Genomic DNA, 19,979 nt, shown 5'->3' on the forward strand with positions numbered 1-19,979 from the left:
AGTTTCTCTCCCGTCTTCTGATTTGGATGTCTTCCAGCTCGTTATTTCGGAATCCGGATGGTGAACACCGTAGGTTCCTTCTTTCGGCGACTGAGATGAAGCGTACCCCCCATTTTCTCTGTATTTTTCATAGCTATCGAGAGACCTAGCCCTGTTCCTCCCGAAGCTGTCCGCGCTTTATCTCCCCGAACAAACGGATCAAACATTGTGGACCACAGCTCTTCTGGAATACCCACTCCAGTATCAGCGATTTCAATCGTGACTTCTTTCTCCAAAGGGATCACCTCCACACGCAAATGTGTACCTGGAGGATTATAGATCAGTGCATTGGAGATCAAATTATGAACCACACTCGAGAGCAGCTCCGCATCAAAGTTCAAGAACACATCCTCTTCGGGAACATTTAGATGCAAAACAAAATTCTTTTGTTCAATCTCTCCGTAGGTATCTGCAATGATTTCACGAATAAATTCGCCCAGTTCTTGACGCTCCATTCGTAGCAAGAAATCCGGTGAATCTATTTTTAACAGCTCCAGCATGTTCTGAATCAGCTTAGTAACTTGTGAGGATTTATTATAAATATAGCTTAAATATCTTTTTTGGCGTTCTTCATCCTCGCCTCTGCCCTCTACAAGCGCCTGTGCAAAGCCCTGTATACTCGTTATCGGCGTCTTTAGATCATGGGACAGATCAACCATCATCCGTTTCTTACTTTCTTCTGCCTGGCGTTTTTCTTTGGTCGTCTTTTCAATTACATCTGCCATATAATTAAAAGTCTCTCCAATTTGCGAAAATTCCTTCTCTGCATATAAAGCGATTCGAGTATCATAATTCCCCTGAATCATCTGCTTCAATCCAAGCGTGATGATACGCAGTGGTTTCCTGATTCGCCGCGCCACCCAATAGCTGTACACGATAATTAGCAAAAGAATCATTCCCACACCCAAAAAGACATAGTATGAAAGCGAATGATTAAAGTAGGCGACGAAGGGATCACTATTTATGGTGATGGTGATAGCTTCCCGCGGCAGCTTCAGCAGCAGCCACTCCGATTCGCTCTGAGCATTTAGCGTGGTCAACGAGTAATAGTAAGCTTGATCTTCTCCATTTTCCAAACTTTTTAAAAGCTGGTTACTGGTATATTGGGTTACACCGTCTTTTTTTTCTCCAACAACCTTGGTGACCTTCATGTCTTGATCCAAGACCTCGATCCATCCCCCGCTACGCAGAAGACGTTTGGTTTCTATCCCATGCTCCAGATTATCTCGATAAGCACTAGCTTCCACCTTCAAATCAGGATCAGCGATTTTATTTTTTTCAAAAATATGGGTCACATCAAGATTAATAAACAAATAATATACAATCACGAGAAAAAACAAAATACAGATAAACAACAAAAAATCCAGCGTCAGCGATGATTGTAAAGGTCGTTGATCTCTATTGCTCCATAGGCGCTTCAATTTTGTATCCCAGCCCTCTAATAGTCTTTAAATATACTGGCTTTTTGGAGTCTTCCTCAATTTTTTCCCGGATATTGCTGATATGTACCATGATACTATTATCTTCGTACACATAGAAATCTTCCCACACGGCCTCATATATTTTTTTGCGTGTAAAGACTCGTCCAGGCTGCTTCATCATTAGTTCCAAAATTTTGTACTCGGTAGAAGTAAGCACCACAGGTTCACCTGATCGATAGAGCAGACACTGGCTTTGATCCAGCATTAATTCACCTAATACGATCTGTTCAGCTTCTTTTTCCTCAACGACTTGCGCATCGAAATGATGTACACGCCGCAGCAGTGCTCCAACACGGGCTACTATTTCTAATGGATTAAACGGTTTCGAAATATAATCGTCAGCTCCTAGTTCAAGACCCAGAATCTTGTCATGATGTTCACTTTTGGCGGATAAAAATAACACTGGAAAATGATGCACCTCGCGTATCTTTTTCAATAATTGCAGTCCATCCAGACCCGGCATCATAATATCCAGAATTGCCAAATCAACTTTATGGTTCTGTACCTGCGTTAAGGCTTCAGTCCCACTGTTCGCTTCCAAAATGTTGTACTCTTTCTCTAAATACAATCTTAGCAATTCCACAATTTCTGCTTCATCATCAGCGATCAATATTGTATACATGATAATCCCCCCATCTAACTATATTCTGTGATTATTAACAGAGCCTAAACACAATCTAAAGAATAGCTAAATTATCACATAGTAATAAAATAAAAATCGCACACGGGAAACCGTCCCATGTACGATCGTAATTTGTCTGGATTGTGAGGATCACTACTTTAAAAAGCTACGCCAATTCCGCCTTCCCCAGCATAGGTTCCCATAACCGGACCCATGCTTGAGAGTAAGACTTCTTTGAAGGGATGCTTTAGTAAAATGCGTTCTTTAATCTCGAGTGCCAGCTTCTCACAATTACTGTGTACAATAGCGATAACCGCTTTCTCGTAATCATGCTGCTTCTCATCCAAATGCGCAAGCAGACGATTCAGTGCTTTTGGAAGACCCCGGGTCTTCTCCACTACTTCGACAGTGCCTTCTTCGCTGATTTTGAGCAGCAACTTTATATTGAGTACAGACGCTACGGCTCCCGAAAGCCGACTTAGACGTCCGCCTTTCATTACATTCTCCAGAGTGTCCAGCGTAAAATAAGCGTTAACTTCCTCTATCTGCTGAAGTACCTTTTCCTTAAGCTCTTGCAAGCTTGAACAAGTTAAAGACCACTGCGCCGCCAGGCCGACAATCAATGACAGCCCGCCTGAGAAGTTTTTGGAATCTATAACCTCTATTGCATTGGTATGTCCTTCATCCTTATACATTTCCATAGCAATCATAGCCGTCTGATAAGTGCTACTAATATTAGAGGACATACAAATGACCATAATGTCAGTTCCCTCCTCCACTTGCTTGAACTTCTCAAGGAATTCGTTGGGACTTGGACTAGCTGTGGTAGGCAGCTCCTTGGATTCGCGCATTTGAGCATAAAAGCTTTTCGTGTCCGTATCTGCCGGCATTAACTCATGCCCAAAATGAACCGGTAGGTGGATCACGGAAACATTATACTTCTCCATGTAGTCAAGGGGCAGGTCTGAACCGCTGTCTGTTATGATCTTGATTGCCATAATATAAGTACTCTCCTTTCAATATCAGTACTATTATAGCCACCATAAAATGAAATCTCCAGTAACCTTTATAACTTGAAAAATTCTTCGATCTGTGCTATGTCTTTCTTCCTTAACTTGTCCTTATATGATATGGTTTATGAATAAGCGTATAGAAATGGAGTGTATGTATGAGTAAGGGAAGAGTATGGAACAGAGGCAAACATGATGGTACAGGACTATCGAGGAAAAAAACCGGAGATCAAGAGGGTACAGCTTCTGCTGAAACTGAATCCACAGAACCTTCGAATGAACCTTCCAATTCAAGAATTGATACTGTAAAACCGATGAATCGCACGAATTGGGTGACCAGACCCACCCGTGTCAGCAATAAAGATTCGAAAGACAAACGATAATTCATACATTCTAAGATTTGAGGACCCAGATGACGTTATTGGCAAATTTCCAGCCTTTTGAGCAGAGTTTCGGACTCCAGAGCCGTTATTCTGTAGAATGAGGTTCATATACGGTGTTATTCGTGCCATTAGTGGCTATGCGGTCCGTTAGCATCCCAAATACGGAATAAAACTGCGTTTAAGGTCATCTGTGTCCGATAGTTATCTTTGTACATGCAAAAGTAATGAAATCCAGCGAACAACAAAAAGGGTTGTTCCATAAGCCATTTCATCATTTCATGGCTTATGGAACAACCCTCTTCTACTTTCTACGCCATATATCCTAACTCCGCTTCATCTCTGGAGGGGGCTTCGCCAATTAACTGCTTCAATAGTTTTTTCATCATTACCGAAGCTTTTACTTTGGTATGAAGACACGGAGAAACCTCTATTACATAGTTTCCTTGTTTGATAGCTTCCTTCAATTCTTCCACAGTTGAGCAGGAGTCTTGCAGACGATTCACAACACTGCCATACTGCAAACACTGATGACTGTCACTGCCAGCAATCACAGGCACACCCAGCTTCTCAGCAAAGGGCGTGATCAAGTTTTTATAAGTCTCCACACCCTGCATGTAAATATCCTTAGCGTTGAAATCAAAAGCGTCTAATCGCTGAAGCAATGCCGGATCCAGTTGATGTAAAGGCGTAGAAGTTCGGAAGGGGTGGGCTCCGATTTTCCAAAGATTATGTTCGTCGGCCATATCAAGCAACTGCTTAAAAGGTATGAAATTCCCCTCCTGTGTATGCTCATCTAGTAAAGCGCGGACAGCTAGAACATTCTCCTTTAGTCCGATCAACAGGATGTGACCTGTCTCCGCGATATCCACTTCCATGCCTGGAAACAGTTTAAGTCCGTTCACATCGTAATAATGCCCGTTATAGGGATAAGTCTGATCCAGCGCATCATACATCGCAAAGAAATTAGAAGTATTAAAATGCTCGGTCAATGCTACAGCCTGTAATCCATTTGCCTTGGCTTCGAACATCATCTCCGCAAAATATTCGGGGGAAAACGTAGATTTCTTAGATAATTTACCATGGGTATGCAGATCAATATTCATCATGTCTAATTCGTCTCCTTTGAGCTTGTAAGTTATGTTAATACACCAGTTCAGGGTAGAGATAACCAATACAGAATATCAAGATGACATAAGCAATGGATCCGGATAAAAAGTACCAGTCGGACCGCTTCATTTTCAAATAAGATAACTTGATCTTCTTCACTTTCTTATTATTAAGCCCGTAGCTAAATCCCCGAGTCTCAAGAGCTTCAATCGTTGTTCGAGAACGTTTAGCTGTGTTCAACATGAGCGGGTAAAATACCAGAATGACGATTCGCAAATAATACGTTATTGTTCGCCAGTAGAAAATTCCATGTTGAAGCGGTCGTTGCCCTCTCAATCTAAAGGAAAGTAGAATTTGATGGAATTCCTCCAGTAAAGTAGGCAAAATACGATAGCCATAAGATAAGCTGAACGCAAAGGTATCAGGGATTCCTAAAGATAGTAAGCCGTCACTAAGTCGTTCCGGATCAAGACTTGAGAAAACCGTAATACTTGCCAGCGAAATCACCGAAAGCTTAAGCGTCAGTGTCAGCATAGGCAGCAAGGATTCAATCCCCCCGCCGAAAAAGAGCGACAATATAAACATCCAGCCAATCTGGCTGATTAAGCCGAGACATAATATAAAAATAATATAAGGGCTGACTCGGGAGAGGACGGTCGTTAAAACCATAAGCACGAACATCCCTAACAGGATTGTCCGGTTATGTACAAACCAAGGCACGATGGCAAAAAAGAGATACCAGAGCAGCAGGGTTCGCGGGTCCAGCCTGCCCAGAAAAGTACTGCTGCTGTTATATGCGGTTCCTAGTAACTCCAATTTGATTTGTTCTACAGATATACGGTCAAGTGCCCGTTTAACGGCTTCCATGGATTGCAGCTACCTCCTTCTTTTCCACTAAACTCACAAACTCTTCTAAGCTACTGCAAATTCTAGGGAGACCGAGCATACGACTTAGCTCCATCAATTGGGTCTGAGCCAGACCCGCACGCCGTAAAAGAGGGCCGTCAGCGAAAATTTCATCCTTCGTCCCATCCGCGATTATCCGCCCTTGATGCATTACAATTATTCTGCTGGCCCATTCTGAGACAAGCTGCATATCATGAGTTGCGATGACGACCGTCTTCACATGATTACGAAGCGTCTCCAGCACATGTACCATTTCTTGTTTGGTCGAAATGTCCAGATTAGCTGTCGGTTCATCAAGCAGCATGATGGCGGGTTTAACCGCGGCACCAATCGCCAAGGATACCCGGCGCTGCTGCCCGCCACTTAGCAGTCGGGCATCCCGTTCAGCCAGCTCGCTTAAGCGAAACGCCTTTAGCATCTCATCCACTCTTTCATCCGTATCTGGTAATTTCCGCGCCTTCAGATAATAAGCGATTTCCTTACGCACAGAATCCTCGATAAACATTTCCTCCGGATTCTGGAATACGTAAGCTACCGTACCGGAGAGACGTTCAGGCGGCAACCCGTTCACCGTCATTTCTTTAACCTTTACGGTTCCAGCTGTAGGTCTGACAATACCAGCAATCAGCTTCATTAATGAAGATTTACCTGCTCCGTTGTTGCCAATAAGAGCAATGGACTCTCCCTGCCGCAGTTCTAGCTGAATTCCATTCAGTACAGGATGCAGCACCTTATGAATCGTACGGTAAGAGAGGTGAACATTCTCCAGCTGAGCAATAGAATTTTCTTCTTTTGCAGCTATGGGGAGCTGATCTTGAATACGTCCGATTGGAAGTGTCTCCACATTGGCACCTTGACGAAGCATCATGCGGGTACTGCCTTCCTCAGCATTTAAGGGAAGCAGCTTTGACTTCTGATCATCAGGCTGTAGCAGCCAAGCCGCCCGGGTCACATCCGGTGGGTAAATGCCCAGCTCTAGCAATTCTTCTACAGATGACAAAGCTTCACGCACAGGCTTCTGCCAGCGCATTTTACCCTGATCCATCAGGACAACATTTTTACAATAATCCGCAATAAATTCCGCATGATGCTCAATCACTACAATGGTCTTTCCATGCTCTTCATTCAAACGCTGCAAAATATCATAGATATGACGGGCATGCTGCGGATCCAGCTGGGCTACGGGTTCGTCGATAACCAGAATTTCCGGATCCATAGCTAATGCTCCGGCCAGAGCGAGCAGGTGTTTTTGCCCACCACTTAACTGCCAAATAAATTCATGCCTCAAGTCACTAAGTCCGGTTAACGCCAGCGCACGCTCTCCCCGTTCCTTGTAATCCGTAAACCCATAATTCAGAGGTGTAAAAGACACATCATCAAGTACCGTCGGCCGTACCAATTGATTCTCGAAATCCTGATAAACATAACCGATACGTTTGGACAGCTCTGCTACACTTTTTCCATCCGCAGATTGGCTGCAAACTGTCACCTCTCCACTGAAATCACCAGTGTAATAATGAGGAATTAAGCCGTTAAAGCATTTGCAGAGAGTAGATTTCCCGGAGCCATTACTGCCGATGATCGCAATAAAATCTCCTTCTCCCAGTCGTAAGTCTACGTCTTGCAGTACTGGTTGTTCAGCTCCCGGATACGTAAAGTTAATTTTGTTCAATTCAAGAATTGTATTACGCATCTGCTTGACCCGCTTCCTGTCTTTTTCGTGCCGAACGCCGAAGCAGTGTAATAATCGCCGTTGCCGCTACTACAGCCGCTACCAACATACTGAGCCAAATCAAGGTCTTTTCATTCGATTCCGCTCCTGCAAGCTCAAAATCACCGAAGTTCCAGCCCGATTCCGATAACAATTCCGAACCCACCGCTACCATCACTAGAAAGGTTCCGGCAATGACCAGCTTAGGAGATAGCCATGCTCCTGTTGCATATTTCATATTCCGCTCACGTGGCTTCATGCCGATCAATGGTTCAATTTTTCCATATAAACGCGGAACCAGATACATAGTAGGAATCAGCGCGAACAAAATGCCGGAGAAGAGTACATCATTCAGGAACCCTACTCCCTCAATTACAACGATACTTTCTGCCAGCCCTTTAACAGCCTCTAGCTCTTCTACCCCTACCCATACCTTCACAATATCTATAACGGAGCTAAAAAACTGGTGAATCACCACGCCGGTAATCGCAGCCACTCCAACCTGTCTACGATTCTTCGGATCAGATACCATGCGGCCTGCGGTATACATCGCCAGTGAGAAGGTAATAAATTTCTCCAGCTCCCCTAAACCACCAAATTGACCTAACATCAATTCCCCGAAGATTACCTCACCAACAGCTGCTCCGACCGCCGCATATAAGGGGTGAAACAACATACATAATGTCAAAGGAATGAAAGCGAAATATTCAATGGATAATTCAATCGGGCCCAGTTTGATCCCAGGCACTAGCTCGGTAAACATATTGGACAACCCGTAAAGCGACATCGACAGTACAAAAATCATCATTTTTTGTGACTGAGTCAGTGTGTAACGCGTTTTTATCGTGCTCATGAAATATTTGGCCTCCCAATAAGAATTTATCTTCATTATAAGAAGGCCATGTCATCACAGCTTTTTTCATTTGTTAAATGAGAGTAATATTTTTTTCAATATTTTTAACGTTGTAAAAATATTTACAACATATTCGCACGTTATATTCTATCTATCGCATCATCATAGGAGGATTGAGAGATTGTATAAAGATTGGAACCATCGCGCTTTTTCGCCTAATCAACGGATAATTGCCGACTTTATTCAGAAAAATGAGCAACGTGTGGTCTATATGACCGAACAAGAAATGGCAGACGAGCTGCATTTGAGCATTGCCTCCGTTTCACGGTTCTGGAAAGCTGCGGGGTATAAACATGCCAAAGATTTTAAAAACCGGCTCCGTTTCCGCTTTGAATCCACACCTTCTGTAAAAATGCGTGATGCCATGCAGCGATCAGACGATACCTCACTCCCTCAACTGCTGCTGGACAATTGTTCACATCATTTGCAAGAAACACGCCGCTATTTAAGTGACGATGTACTAAAGCGTGCAGTAGATGCAATATCAACAGCTCGGATTATTTATGTATACAGCCCTGGCCCTTGCGCCGGATTAGCCGAGCTAATGATCTATCGAATGGCGCGTTTTGGTCTTCAAATGAAAAAAATGGCCCCCAGCGGCCATGAGCTGCTAGAGACCTTAATGCATGCTGACAAACAAGATGTCTTGCTTGTCTTTGGATTTGTGCAAATACTGCCTGAGATTGAAGTCATACTGAACCATGCACGTGAAGTAAATTACCAAGTCATCCTGATCACAGATAGACTCGTCTACCCGCGATCGCAAGATGCAGATATCGTGCTTTATGCCGGGAGAGGTGAGGTTTGGGAGTTCCACTCCATGGTTGGCCCCACCTATATTATTGAGAATCTGATCCTTGGAGTGGGATTAGCAAACAGGGACAGTAGTCTAAGCAAGCTGGATAAATTGCAGCAATTGCGCGCGCAGTATGGGGGGAAGCTCCCGCGGAGTTAGGTTTAGATTTGACTGCAAGGTGAAGAAATATTTAATTCATTCCTAAAGCTTCTTTAATTTGTGGGATAGATAAACCGTTTGCTTTCATTTCTTTGATCCAAAGAATGCGCGCGACGGTTTCTTCTCTTTTATATCTGCGTGTTAAGTTCTCCTCTGCCTGTTCAAAGGGCAGCATGCCTTCTTCTGTGTAATGTTTGAGTGTACTATAACGAGCATTTGTGATTCTTACTAATTCCCCTATCGATACATATTCTGACGCCATAATATTCTCCATGGATCGTTGTCTAGACATTGATAACCAACTCCTTTACAGCGGGCGCTTCGGAATAAGACGCACACCTTGAATTGGCACTTTCATCATTACAAAATGTGGGATCGCATCGTAGAGCAAATTATCAATTTTAAGGGTCGCAATTGATCCTCTCTCCAGCACCTTAACTTCATGTCCATAGGACATTAATCTTGTAATAACTGCGTCTAACCTTTGATTAGAATTATCAAACCAAGACTCTGTTTCTATAAAGACAGCTCGTGATCGCTCTAGGGCAGGGAAGATAAGATTGAGACTACTGCCGATAAATGTCTTCGCAAACTTTGTCTTCAATGCTAAAAAACGTTTGATGCCTAACTCAATTCCCTGGCGGATTTGTATAGGAAACAATGCCTTTGCCCATAAGTTACTTTGGTATAGATCATGTAATTTGATATTCACCTGTTCTAATTCGTTCAGCGAGAAGAAATCTTGCATACATCCACTTTCACGAAGTAGCCATAGCATACAAATGACCTCATCCGTAACTGGGCCCTCTTCCAAAATCTCTGCCCGCATATTCTCTGTAATGCTCGTGTACGCCTCCATATTACTGCGATAGGCTCTAATTTCAACTTCAGCAGAATCAAAATACATGTCGCTCCCTATCAGGCTTGGTATATCTTCAAGCAAATTCATGGCTTGAAGATCATCTGAAATCGCGGTTTCGAACTTTTTTAATTGATGGTTAGACTTCCTCGAAGCCTTCTTTAACCACCAATTTAGGTCACCCTTCACCTCAGCACTATTATGAAGTAAGGATTGTAGAACAGTTTCTCTATAGAGTGTTGAATGAGATTGATCAAGTGCTTCCTTGTGCAAAGTTAACTTGTTCTCAGATTGTGTAAAACATCCCTCTAAGTAAAGCTCCAATATAACCGCTGCTGCCATGCAGCGCAAAGACACTTTCTTGACAGTAGTCATCTGAAGACTTCTCTGTGCATTAAGCGCAATCAATGAAAAACTTGGTACTAATTTAAGATCCATCATAACCATCCACCCCTATCCATTAATTCGTATTTACAGGATGATATTTATTCCGTATGGTGAGCGTTTGATTTACTTACTACTTACTACTTACTACTTATCACTTACAATACACCATCATTACAATAATTGTCAATGATCTGGAATAACGTAAAGAAAGCCCTGCCCTTAGCACCTGCATGAGCCAACAGATAGTTCTAAGCGCTATCCCAACAAAAAATAATCCGCAGCACAAACAAGCTCCTGTGATAATCACCGGAGCTTGTTCACGTTTAGGCTAAAACTTAGCCTAAAATTAGCGGATGCTCTTAGATACCGCTCAGGCCAGCAAGGTACGGGCTACCTGATCCACAATGTAATTGATACCTGTCGGTCCGTAGCAGCCGATCCATGTAGCGGCATCTACCGGGTATATATACGGCCGCTCATCGGAATCCAACATCCCTCGCACGCTTTGCTCTGTCGCAGATATCCCCTCCTGCATCATCTCATTACTAAGTAAAAAATAATGGCTGGCATGCACAGCCGGCAGTCTATCAACTGTAATATGATAAGCCGTGTCGGAAGTGTCTGCGACAAATAGAGGAGCTGGCAGACCAAGATCCCGGTACAGCACGGCACCTGTGCGATGGGAGGCAGTATGTACCCGTACCAGCGACTCACGCGGACGGATCAAGGCCACGCTCTGACCCGCCAGCGCCGTTGCAAGCTGCTCAGACAGCAATGCTGTTCGGCGCAGGTAATCCGCAATAATACGCTCCACCTCTGTCCGCTTGTCCGTCAATTCACCGAACAGGCTCAAAATCGTCTGCCAGCTCTCATTCCGTTGAAACATTAGGGTTGGCGCAATCCGGTTTAACCGTTCATAATGCTGGGCATGCACCTCAGTACAGACAATCAAATCCGGCCGCAGCCGTTCGACAGCTTGCAGGTCCGGGTACTCATAAGTTCCGAGCATTTCCGTTGTCTTAAGCCTTTCCCTGATATATTGAGGGAATTTTAACGCTGCACTGCCCGTTCCTACACTTCCTGCCGGGGATATCTCAAGCGCAAGCAAATGGTCTGCATATTGAACGTCGAGTACGGCGATACGCCTCGGAATAGCGGTGACGCAATATTCGCCTCGCATATGACAAATTACCGGGCCTTGCAGCGACTCGTACGATGAGGCCAGGCGATCCGGCAGCCCAGAATATGCTGAGAGAGCACCGATCCCTGAAGCGGCAGTGCGCCTGTAGATCTGCGGGGGAACTCCATGATATTTCTTAAATGCCCTGCTAAAGTAATACATGTCGCGATAGCCCGTTTTTTCTGCAATTTCGCCGATGGGAGCATCCGTATGACGCAACATCCGCTCGGCACTCTCCATCCGCAGCTGGATTACATATTCCATCGGTCCTAGTAACTTCTCCTGTTTGAATCGCCGCTGTAACTGTCTTGTACTGCATCCGGCAAGCGCTGCCAGCTCCTTAAGCTCCAGCTCCTGACGATAATGCCCCGCTATATAGGCAGCGACAACATCCACCATATCCGCCTCTGTGCCTTTCTGACCACATTCATACTCCATAATAAGCTCGTAAAGCATTCCTTGCAGTAGCGCATTCGCATGGAAACGCTCCAGCCCTTCGCCCCGGCTCCATTTGGCTTCGATTTGTTCCGCAGTCTGATGCAGTTCAGCCAGGAGCACAGGACGGTGAACAAATGAAGTTCGTAATGGGTGATTGCGCTGCGGAAACAGAACATGGGCAGCCCCCAACATTGGAAAAGCCTTGTACATAATAACGGTATAATGAATGGTTTCTGATCCAGCAGTCAAAGTAAATGCTGATCCCTTGACTGCGTGACAAGCGAAATAGGCCTGGATATGGCAAATTTCGCCATTCATCACAAGCCTACCTTCCCCGCCGCCTGCCAGCAGCAACACATTGGCTGTTAATCCGGTTTCGCTCATAACGCCGCCGGGTGGCAAAGTACCGCTGCGCACATCAAGCATCTTGATCGTTGTATCACTCCATAAACTTGCCTGTTCTTTGAGCGGCATTTCTCTCATCTCCTGACAATAGCATCCTCTGTTTAACGGGCGCACTGAATAGGATTACATGCTTTAGTGAAAGCGCGTCCGCAACATAAGTGAGTGCGTTGCTGTTGTCATTTTAATTGAGATTCATTCTCATTGTCAATTTTCGGACATTTTCCGCAATATTCCGCCGACATCCTGTAATAAAAACAGCAGGTGATACGCTTGTTTTTTGCAACCGGAGCCAGGTCATTGTTCTCTGTGAACCGGGTAAACGGATTGCGTCTTGCGCCGAACAATTGTCCGGGAGCTATCCGGGTCAGGAAGGCAAAATCGGCTTGCATTCGTTGCCTTTCTTGCCCAAATTCATCTGTTCCAGGAGAATACAACGGGGCAATGCGTACCATAATATTCTCCCAAAGTACTGCCATGGAGACGGGACCAATTGCAGCAAGCGTGTGCAGCATCGGCGCAAGACGTACCGCGAAAATTTCCTCTACGATCTCTTCTCGCCAGGCTTCCCTGTCTTCCGGTGCCGCCGTCGCTCGAAGCCCGTTCAGCGCAAGGAAAGGAAAACGCGTATCCCCTTTAAAAGCTGGGGAAGCCGGATGATAGAGGAAGCAGTTCTCCAGCGGGATGGAGACTTCCCGGTTATGAAGGGTCATAGCGGTCAGCATCGGTGCGATCCACAGATAACCGATCCGCTTGGCCAGCATGGAAGCGGCAACCTGCATATCAGGCGCACCGATATAACCCTTAAGCCAGCTTACATATTCGCGGCATGCAGCTTCTTCGTGCAAATGGCTAAGGGCAATTGTACGAACGTTGCCTTCAGGCGGTTCACCTACCCACAGACGGTATTCCTCCGCCATTTGTTTCCAGGTGGCCGACGACAGATAGTTGTCCATTTTAATGCGATCCCAACAGCGCTTCCGCGGTTTGATCTACAATAATGTTGAGGGCAATTGGCCCATAATAAGCGATCCATAGCGTTGAATTCACATTGTATACGCGGTTATTTTTAACGGCATCATGAGATTTCCAGACCGGACTGTTCGCCATTGCCTCTGCCTCTTTGGCAAACAATTCATCCGATAACAGGAAATAGTGATCTGCTCCGATATCAGCGATGGTCTCCATCGAAATTTCAACGGAGGTATCATCTTTGATCTCCTGAACGAATGCAGGGATATTCAATCCCAAATCCTCATAAAGAATGCTTCCGGTCCGATGTTCGGGACCGTGTACGCGAATACCTTCCGGTCTTGGGCGAATCAGAGCTACCGTTTCGTCACCCAGCTTCGCCGACAGCTGTTCCCGCAGTCCGACGATTTTGTCCTCGTAGGCTTGACGCACTACCTTCGCCTCCGCCTGCTTGCCCGTTATCATACCGATGGTAGCCGATGTATCCCGCCAATCTTCATAGAAGTCGAGTACTATTGTGGGCGCTATTTTACTGACGCTGTCATACACCTGCTCCTGAAAGTCGGTCATCAATATAAGATCCGGATTCATCGCTACAATAGCTTCAAGATTGGGCTCATCGCGTGTGCCCAGGACCTTCACATCACCCAATTGTTCACTTAAATATTCTGGAAACTTTGCATCTTTCGCTCCAGCTACAACGCTGCCTGCCGGATGCTCGCCTATCGCTAACAATTGATCGATGAATTTCACATCAAGCGCGGCGATGACCTTCGGCTTCTCAGTCAGCGTATATTCGCCCTTCATATGCGAGATGGTAACCGGGAAGGCTGCAGTCTGAGCCTGTGTCTCAGATGTAGGTGACGGCTCGGCTGAAGCAGATGGCAGTGCGGCAGTGCCCGCATTTGCTCCCCCTCCAGTACCGCAAGCCGTTAGCACAAGTACCAGCGCCATCATCCATATCATTAATAGTCCTGCTTTTTGGGCAGCATCTACCTTTCTACCGGTTGCTTGCCTCTTCTTTGTTCTTTTCATGCTGACTCCCCCTTATGTATGATAATGATTTTCATTATCAGATCAATAAAGCGAGTATAATCTATCTTCATACTCTATTTCCATGTACTTTTGCGACATTACAGCCGGATTAATGCGACATTGCACACCATAGGAACGACTCAGGAGAATCGTGACTGACTACAAAAATTCCACACAAGCACCCAATTCCCTAATTTCAACAAAATTTCTTTGCTCCAGCTCTGCAAATATGTCAACACAATCGATGGTAACATTGCTCAATTCAAGCTTTTCCTTCTCCAGAAACTGATCATCGAGCAATCTGGCTACTTCAGAAATGGTTCTCCCATTGCAGTCCCTGCTTCTTCCCAAATGAAAAAAGGTATCTTTGTATTACACAAAGATACCTTTTTTCATTAAAAGCTTACGGCTCAATCCCCCACACAAGCTGACCATTCATATACCCGGTGACCTGTTCATTGTTGATGAACTGACTGCTGGATGCCTTGAACGAATAATCATTAGCCTGGTTGTAATTGGACCAGTCGTTTTTGGAGAAACGGGTTTGAATTTCTGCGCTCTGACCTGGATTAAGTGTTCCAGCCGAACTCGTGAAACCAATTTCCAAAACATAATCGGCACTGGCAACAGGAGTCGCCAGCTTAACGAAATTTCCGGTTACATTCGCATTTCCGATGCTGGCCCAGTCGATCCAGAAACTCTGATCTTTCTCGCCATCAATCGTATAGTAATACCGGACCTTCACATCACTTAGTTGAATCGCTGAATCACCGGTATTGACAACTTTGATTTTGGGTGAAATCCCGTTGGTGGAGGCACTTGTGTTGCCATTAAAAGCTTGGACCGTCAAATCTCCAGTGGGTACTGGAACACTGCTATCCGCTACGTTCACTGTAAGAACAGCATTATTTCCTCCATTAAAATGAAAGGTTATGGTATTCTGTCCCAGCGGAAGCGTGGAAAGATAGGATTTTTTCAGAACAACAGCAGCGCTTGATGCCGTATAATCCTGACTCGCTAAAAGTGTGGAATTTCCATTTGTGATACTTGCAAGCTGGTGTCCATTTAAGGTAAGGACTACGGAAATATCCTGGGTTAGATTCGCCGCTTTATCAAATGCAGCGCTCACGGGCGCAATGGATGCGCTTGGCGTGGAATCGACAATTTTCACTTTTAACACGGGATCTTGTCCTTTATTAAAATCAAAGATGATCGAATGCTCGCCAACCGGCAGTGTCGCCAGAAATGCTTTTTTGAGCAGCAGCGTATTTCCACTCAAGGTATAATTCTGAGTCTCTATTAATGTATTTGCGCCTGCCCGGAGAGCGGTTAACGTATTGCCGTTTGAATTCACGGTGATGGCTTTGTCATTCTCATTGGAGGCATTTTTATCAAATTCGACGTTCGCAGGTGTGATAGACGCACTTGGAATTGGATTGTTAACCTTCAAATCAGGCAGCTCATCGAGCGTGATTACATAATTGCTTTGGTACAGCGTTGTTAAGGTGGCCGGATAATTAAAGGCGGAACTCATGAGATGCTCACCATACCACGGTAAGAAATAGAGCCAGCCCGATTTTTCCTCTGTCAGATTCTGAACGCTTGGAACGGTGTCGTTCTCCGTCATGGCTACCATTTTCTTACCGCCGGTTAAATCAACAAGCTGATAGAAAATCGAGGTAATCGCGTCCTCATTGGGAACACCAGACAAACCGTCATAGCGGTTATAGATCGTGTTGTATTTATCATAGCCTACAATATCCACCTGATCATCGCCGGGATACCATGCGGGAGAAGTGCTGTAGACATAGCTGTTGTAGGTCCAGATCAAATTGTGCAGACCGTACGTTTCTGTAAGTTCAGTATAGAGCAGATCCCACAACTGCTTGTATACCTCCGAGCCTGCCGAAGCCCACCAGAACCATGCACCTTCTCCATTCAATCCGCCGTTGCCCTCCGCCTCATGGAAGGGTCTGAAGATAACCGGCACATTGTTATTTTGCAGAATCTGCAGTTGCTCCGCCAAATCCCCAATGGCCAGTTGTACATATTGGTATTCTTTCGTACCTGGAACTACCGCATTGGCTGTATTAAAATTGGTTTCTGTCGGCTTGTAGGTGGCTTTCTTCCAATCTACAAATTCCCCGAGCTGATAGGCGGTGAAATCTCGGGGCACAGTGATATGCCAGCTGTTTGTCGCGATCCCGCCCCGGTTATTCACCCAATCGATCATCCGGGCGGTCGTACCATCCTCCCAGCCGTAAAGCGGATTGTAATTCATCAGATCAAATCCGCGGATCGCCGGATACTTTCCCGTTAAATTGTGAATCCAATCAAACTCCAGCTCGGAATTGCCGTCATTTCCGCCTCCGTAAATCTCCTGCTGGCCGGAGATCATATGATTGCCGTAAACCTCCGTTAAATAATTCATCAGAAGCTGAGTTTCCGGAGTCGCTTGAGTATCGCTGAGGACAGGTTGCACATCCAGGGGATCAAGATCGGCATAATCCACAGTGAAGGTATCAAAATAAGCGAAACCCCAGCCAGCCTTCAGTTGAATAGTGTTGCTGCCTTGATTCAGCTTGTGATAGCCAAAATCGAAATTCGACCATGTGGTCGTATAGGGCAGCATATACGACCCTTTCGTAACGCCGTTAACGGCTAAAGATTGAAGCCTGCCGTCAGCACTGAGCTCCTGCATATAACGTGTGGAGATCGTATACATGCCGGTTTCTGGGACAGTCACTGTGAAGGAAATTGTACCGGAATTCTGCATCCAGACAAATCCGCTTCCAGAGTATCCGGGTTTGGGCTGTCCGTAAATTTGGGTCGTCACTTGAAGATCGGAGGTGAGCTGAGCGTTTTCGCTTTCAATTGTGAAAAGTGCGTTGTCTGCATGAACGGGCGGCGCTGTCATCAATCCAAGTAGCAGAGTAAATGCCAGCATCATTGTGATTGCCTTCTTGAGCAAATTTTTCATTTCCACCTTTCCTCCCTATGTTAAATATGGTAAATAAAAGTTCAATATACCATCTCTTGGATGCGCTTTCATAGATAAGATAGCATATATTCCATATTTTGTAAATCTACCTAATCGAGAAAATTTCCACATGCAAAAAAAACTCCCACCAATATTTATTAGGAGGAGTTAAATAACATTGATTCACGCGAACATCCCATCAATGACAAGTCAAATATCCCATACGGAGGGAAATTCGCTTGCTTATTTATTTATTTATTTGTTTGTTTGTTTACTTAAATGCCTTAACTTCAAGCGTACCAAGGCTTCTTACAACTTAAAGTTTCGGAGCGGCTTTCCGTACCGTACCAAAACATGCCATAAGAGTTTTAATTCTTGAAGTACTTCTTTTTCGGTTCCTCGGTCCCGCCATGCTGCAGGATCATGCTTTAAGTGCATAGCAGCAGATCCAATCATGCTCGTATCGATATAACCGTGATGAGCAATACGCTTAGCCAAGGAGGGCATCGTAGGCCCTCTAAAATCCGAAGGCACTTCGTCTACCCACATCGCGAATCCCATGTGCCAATAGAGTTGGATGGCATACTGTAAACATATTTGCTCCAGGACTTGCCCTGTTGGAGTACCCTTGAATGAAGGATCGGCTACTAAGATTTCCACATCTTCCTTTAGACGGATGTTTCCATGAACTTGCGCTTCAATATAGTGGTTAAGATTACGTTTAGCTTCACATTTTGAAGAGTCTGAAAACGGCATTGTGAGGTTGTCCCGAAGATGGTCAACTAATTTTTGTGATCGAAGATCTTTTTCCCCTAGAGCGGAATCTCTTAAGAAAATCTCCTCTAGTAATGCCGCCATCATATCATCAAATTCTGCATATGTCCCTTTCTGTACAGGGTTTTGATGCGAATCCATATAGGTGTATGTACTGCGATAAGAAACCTCAGGGGACAGGAGGAAATAGCAGGAGCCAAAGCGCGGAGCTGGCCCATCCGAATGAAGCATCAAATCAAGAGCGCCATATTTAGGGCGTTCGCTATTCGAAGCACCCTCTTGTTGGTATGCCCCTCCAAATAGTCTTTCCTCCCACAAATCACGTGGACCGCCAGAATAGGCTGATACACTACCACTGGATAACAAGGTCTCAAATTGGCTCTTGTACACGCCTTGCTCCAATAGCGCCTCTGCAACACTTTTCTTTACCGGATCTAGTCGATCTGGATGGAAATGTAGAGCAATCTTCGCCTGTGACTTTATTTTGACCACAGCATCTTCAAACTCTTCCCGATCCACATTAGACATTTGAAGAATTTCATGGATAGTCTGAACTGCTTCACTTTTTCGAGTTCGCGCGTAATTCGTAACATATTCTAAAGCCGATAATTGTGACTCCGATAGTTCCTCAGTGAACTGAGACTCTCTTATTTTATTGGCATTTGCATCGCCTTTCCACTCCATTGCTTATTCACTCCTTTCTAGACCCAGTCCATAAGAAAAGAGACTTGAGTTCTCCTCTCACTGTATCAAACGCTTCTTCACTTGAAACTTCATATCCTTACAATCGCGGAATCCGATAACTTTACGTGGATCTGGAATGATATAAATTCAAAATAGTAATCAACTCGATTTGCTCGTAAGGTGCTGTCAAATAGGGACTCAAAACAAATACCATTCAGTTAACCGTCAGTGTCACAACCACTCAACCATTATTAGAGCGTCTCAGCCAATTTCTGAATCTTTGAGTGGGAAATTAAATATACATTGCCTATAATGTCGATTTTGCTGCCCTTCACACGTACAGCACCATCTTTGTCTGCCGCCACATAAATATCCATTTTATTCGATAAAGGGAAACGCTCCTCAATCATCGCGGTGTTATCATGATCAAAATGAGCTTCAAAAGAAAAGTGATTAAGAGCCATACCTTCACAAACAGTGCATTCATCCACATATTCATCAGACATGTTCATCCCACCAGCACTTGTTCCCATTACAACAGCATTGCTTTTTTTAATCAAATCCGATAATTCATATTCCGTCAAAAGGTGCTTTTGGTTCCGAGCGGTTCCACCACATAAAAAAACGACAGAGGCGTTTTGAATTAATCGCTGGGCATCTTCCTTCTGCGTGCGGTCATCAATGAAATGATATTCATCAAAATAAATGTTAGCCTGATTAAACCATGTCCTTTCAAAAACACTATCAATATTAACTTGTTCATCACTAAAATCAGACGATTCAGCGCTAATCATAACCAGCGATTTTCTGTCTGTTATATCCTCATGCAACACATTGACTAACTTCTCAGAAAAACCCTTATCATAAAACCAATCCAAGTAATAGTGAGTTTTCATCCGTAATTACCTCCATATGTAATATTTAAATTATCCATTATGTTTATCAAAATCCATAGTGCCAAGCAAGAGAAATTATCTTCATTCCTTTTATACCATGGATATCGTACCATATAATGGAATTCAATAAATCTTACAAATTGATTAAAACAAAAAAATGCCAGCATCATTAGTACCTTCGGTGAATAGCAAAAAGACTTACTCGAGGTATCGATCCCTTCAAGTAAGTCTTTATTTCTAAAGTT

17 protein-coding genes are annotated in these 19,979 nt (G+C 44.5%); 2 read left to right on the forward strand and 15 right to left on the reverse strand.

Features of this window, described 5'->3' with window-relative positions; genetic code table 11:
* Positions 1 to 41: 41 nt before the first annotated feature.
* The 3 genes from NSQ66_RS18570 to NSQ66_RS18580 all read right to left on the reverse strand — a co-directional run bounded on the left by NSQ66_RS18570 (position 42) and on the right by NSQ66_RS18580 (position 3,140).
* Positions 42 to 1,367, reverse strand: coding sequence for a HAMP domain-containing sensor histidine kinase (locus tag NSQ66_RS18570; protein ID WP_339191801.1), 1,326 nt, complete (start codon positions 1,365 to 1,367; stop codon positions 42 to 44).
* Positions 1,368 to 1,437: 70 nt separating this feature from the next.
* Positions 1,438 to 2,145, reverse strand: a complete 708-nt coding sequence (locus NSQ66_RS18575) for a response regulator transcription factor (protein ID WP_170914177.1) — start codon at positions 2,143 to 2,145, stop codon at positions 1,438 to 1,440.
* A 155-nt stretch (positions 2,146 to 2,300) separates the two neighbouring features.
* Complete coding sequence (locus NSQ66_RS18580) at positions 2,301 to 3,140, reverse strand: DegV family protein (protein ID WP_036688632.1); 840 nt, start codon at positions 3,138 to 3,140, stop codon at positions 2,301 to 2,303.
* Between the two features lie 170 nt (positions 3,141 to 3,310).
* On the opposite strand from NSQ66_RS18580, the gene NSQ66_RS18585 reads away from it, so the two are divergent.
* Positions 3,311 to 3,535 carry a hypothetical protein gene (locus tag NSQ66_RS18585; protein ID WP_036688633.1) on the forward strand — a complete coding sequence of 75 codons (225 nt, stop codon included), beginning with the start codon at positions 3,311 to 3,313 and terminating at the stop codon, positions 3,533 to 3,535.
* A 308-nt stretch (positions 3,536 to 3,843) separates the two neighbouring features.
* Here the strand turns inward: NSQ66_RS18585 and NSQ66_RS18590 are convergent, their stop codons facing one another.
* From NSQ66_RS18590 to NSQ66_RS18605, 4 genes are read right to left on the reverse strand one after another with little or no spacing between them, the layout of a single operon-like run.
* Positions 3,844 to 4,641, reverse strand: coding sequence for a PHP domain-containing protein (locus NSQ66_RS18590; RefSeq protein WP_305953646.1), 798 nt, complete (start codon positions 4,639 to 4,641; stop codon positions 3,844 to 3,846).
* Positions 4,642 to 4,675: 34 nt separating this feature from the next.
* On the reverse strand, positions 4,676 to 5,509 hold the full coding sequence (locus NSQ66_RS18595; RefSeq protein WP_036688635.1) for an energy-coupling factor transporter transmembrane component T: 834 nt from the start codon (positions 5,507 to 5,509) through the stop codon (positions 4,676 to 4,678).
* Positions 5,496 to 7,241, reverse strand: a complete 1,746-nt coding sequence (locus NSQ66_RS18600) for an energy-coupling factor transporter ATPase (RefSeq protein ID WP_051491580.1) — start codon at positions 7,239 to 7,241, stop codon at positions 5,496 to 5,498. Before NSQ66_RS18600 ends, NSQ66_RS18595 begins: the two co-directional genes overlap by 14 nt.
* Complete coding sequence (locus NSQ66_RS18605; RefSeq protein WP_036688636.1) at positions 7,234 to 8,112, reverse strand: hypothetical protein; 879 nt, start codon at positions 8,110 to 8,112, stop codon at positions 7,234 to 7,236. Before NSQ66_RS18605 ends, NSQ66_RS18600 begins: the two co-directional genes overlap by 8 nt.
* 181 nt (positions 8,113 to 8,293) lie before the next feature.
* Here NSQ66_RS18605 and NSQ66_RS18610 point away from each other — a divergent pair, with 181 nt between their 5' ends.
* Positions 8,294 to 9,127, forward strand: coding sequence for a MurR/RpiR family transcriptional regulator (locus NSQ66_RS18610; protein ID WP_036688639.1), 834 nt, complete (start codon positions 8,294 to 8,296; stop codon positions 9,125 to 9,127).
* Between the two features lie 31 nt (positions 9,128 to 9,158).
* On the opposite strand, the gene NSQ66_RS18615 is transcribed toward NSQ66_RS18610, so the two are convergent.
* The 8 genes from NSQ66_RS18615 to NSQ66_RS18650 all read right to left on the reverse strand — a co-directional run bounded on the left by NSQ66_RS18615 (position 9,159) and on the right by NSQ66_RS18650 (position 19,734).
* Positions 9,159 to 9,419, reverse strand: a complete 261-nt coding sequence (locus NSQ66_RS18615) for a helix-turn-helix domain-containing protein (RefSeq protein ID WP_036688642.1) — start codon at positions 9,417 to 9,419, stop codon at positions 9,159 to 9,161.
* 15 nt (positions 9,420 to 9,434) lie between these two features.
* Entirely contained in the window at positions 9,435 to 10,427 is a 993-nt protein-coding gene (locus NSQ66_RS18620; RefSeq protein WP_036688643.1) for a hypothetical protein, read from the reverse strand.
* Positions 10,428 to 10,743: 316 nt separating this feature from the next.
* Positions 10,744 to 12,465 (reverse strand): helix-turn-helix domain-containing protein, encoded by a 1,722-nt coding sequence (locus NSQ66_RS18625; protein ID WP_036688645.1) that lies wholly within the window; start codon positions 12,463 to 12,465, stop codon positions 10,744 to 10,746.
* A gap of 107 nt (positions 12,466 to 12,572) precedes the next feature.
* Complete coding sequence (locus tag NSQ66_RS18630) at positions 12,573 to 13,313, reverse strand: IucA/IucC family C-terminal-domain containing protein (protein WP_235219565.1); 741 nt, start codon at positions 13,311 to 13,313, stop codon at positions 12,573 to 12,575.
* Positions 13,314 to 13,350: 37 nt separating this feature from the next.
* Entirely contained in the window at positions 13,351 to 14,400 is a 1,050-nt protein-coding gene (locus NSQ66_RS18635) for an iron-siderophore ABC transporter substrate-binding protein (RefSeq protein WP_036688650.1), read from the reverse strand.
* A gap of 403 nt (positions 14,401 to 14,803) precedes the next feature.
* Positions 14,804 to 17,380: a glycosyl hydrolase gene (locus tag NSQ66_RS18640; RefSeq protein WP_036688653.1), complete on the reverse strand. Its 2,577-nt coding sequence runs from the start codon at positions 17,378 to 17,380 to the stop codon at positions 14,804 to 14,806.
* Positions 17,381 to 17,689: 309 nt separating this feature from the next.
* Positions 17,690 to 18,838 carry a DUF3626 domain-containing protein gene (locus NSQ66_RS18645; RefSeq protein WP_076141009.1) on the reverse strand — a complete coding sequence of 383 codons (1,149 nt, stop codon included), beginning with the start codon at positions 18,836 to 18,838 and terminating at the stop codon, positions 17,690 to 17,692.
* A gap of 251 nt (positions 18,839 to 19,089) precedes the next feature.
* Positions 19,090 to 19,734, reverse strand: coding sequence for a Type 1 glutamine amidotransferase-like domain-containing protein (locus NSQ66_RS18650; protein ID WP_036688655.1), 645 nt, complete (start codon positions 19,732 to 19,734; stop codon positions 19,090 to 19,092).
* Between the last annotated feature and the right edge of the window lie 245 nt (positions 19,735 to 19,979).

Origin of the sequence: Paenibacillus sp. FSL H3-0329 (assembly GCF_037963285.1) — a bacterium.
Lineage (GTDB): Bacteria > Bacillota > Bacilli > Paenibacillales > Paenibacillaceae > Paenibacillus_AQ > Paenibacillus_AQ odorifer.

Excerpts from the sequence above, each read along its gene's own strand:
- NSQ66_RS18580 (WP_036688632.1), bottom strand. The coding sequence starts at position 3,140 with ATGGCAATCAAGATCATAACAGACAGCGGTTCAGACCTGCCCCTTGAC.
- NSQ66_RS18585 (WP_036688633.1), top strand. The coding sequence starts at position 3,311 with ATGAGTAAGGGAAGAGTATGGAACAGAGGCAAACATGATGGTACAGGA.
- NSQ66_RS18590 (WP_305953646.1), bottom strand. The coding sequence starts at position 4,641 with ATGATGAATATTGATCTGCATACCCATGGTAAATTATCTAAGAAATCT.
- NSQ66_RS18595 (WP_036688635.1), bottom strand. The coding sequence starts at position 5,509 with ATGGAAGCCGTTAAACGGGCACTTGACCGTATATCTGTAGAACAAATC.
- NSQ66_RS18600 (WP_051491580.1), bottom strand. The coding sequence starts at position 7,241 with ATGCGTAATACAATTCTTGAATTGAACAAAATTAACTTTACGTATCCG.
- NSQ66_RS18605 (WP_036688636.1), bottom strand. The coding sequence starts at position 8,112 with ATGAGCACGATAAAAACGCGTTACACACTGACTCAGTCACAAAAAATG.
- NSQ66_RS18615 (WP_036688642.1), bottom strand. The coding sequence starts at position 9,419 with ATGTCTAGACAACGATCCATGGAGAATATTATGGCGTCAGAATATGTA.
- NSQ66_RS18620 (WP_036688643.1), bottom strand. The coding sequence starts at position 10,427 with ATGATGGATCTTAAATTAGTACCAAGTTTTTCATTGATTGCGCTTAAT.
- NSQ66_RS18625 (WP_036688645.1), bottom strand. The coding sequence starts at position 12,465 with ATGCCGCTCAAAGAACAGGCAAGTTTATGGAGTGATACAACGATCAAG.
- NSQ66_RS18630 (WP_235219565.1), bottom strand. The coding sequence starts at position 13,313 with ATGGCGGAGGAATACCGTCTGTGGGTAGGTGAACCGCCTGAAGGCAAC.
- NSQ66_RS18635 (WP_036688650.1), bottom strand. The coding sequence starts at position 14,400 with ATGAAAAGAACAAAGAAGAGGCAAGCAACCGGTAGAAAGGTAGATGCT.
- NSQ66_RS18640 (WP_036688653.1), bottom strand. The coding sequence starts at position 17,380 with ATGAAAAATTTGCTCAAGAAGGCAATCACAATGATGCTGGCATTTACT.
- NSQ66_RS18645 (WP_076141009.1), bottom strand. The coding sequence starts at position 18,838 with ATGGAGTGGAAAGGCGATGCAAATGCCAATAAAATAAGAGAGTCTCAG.
- NSQ66_RS18650 (WP_036688655.1), bottom strand. The coding sequence starts at position 19,734 with ATGAAAACTCACTATTACTTGGATTGGTTTTATGATAAGGGTTTTTCT.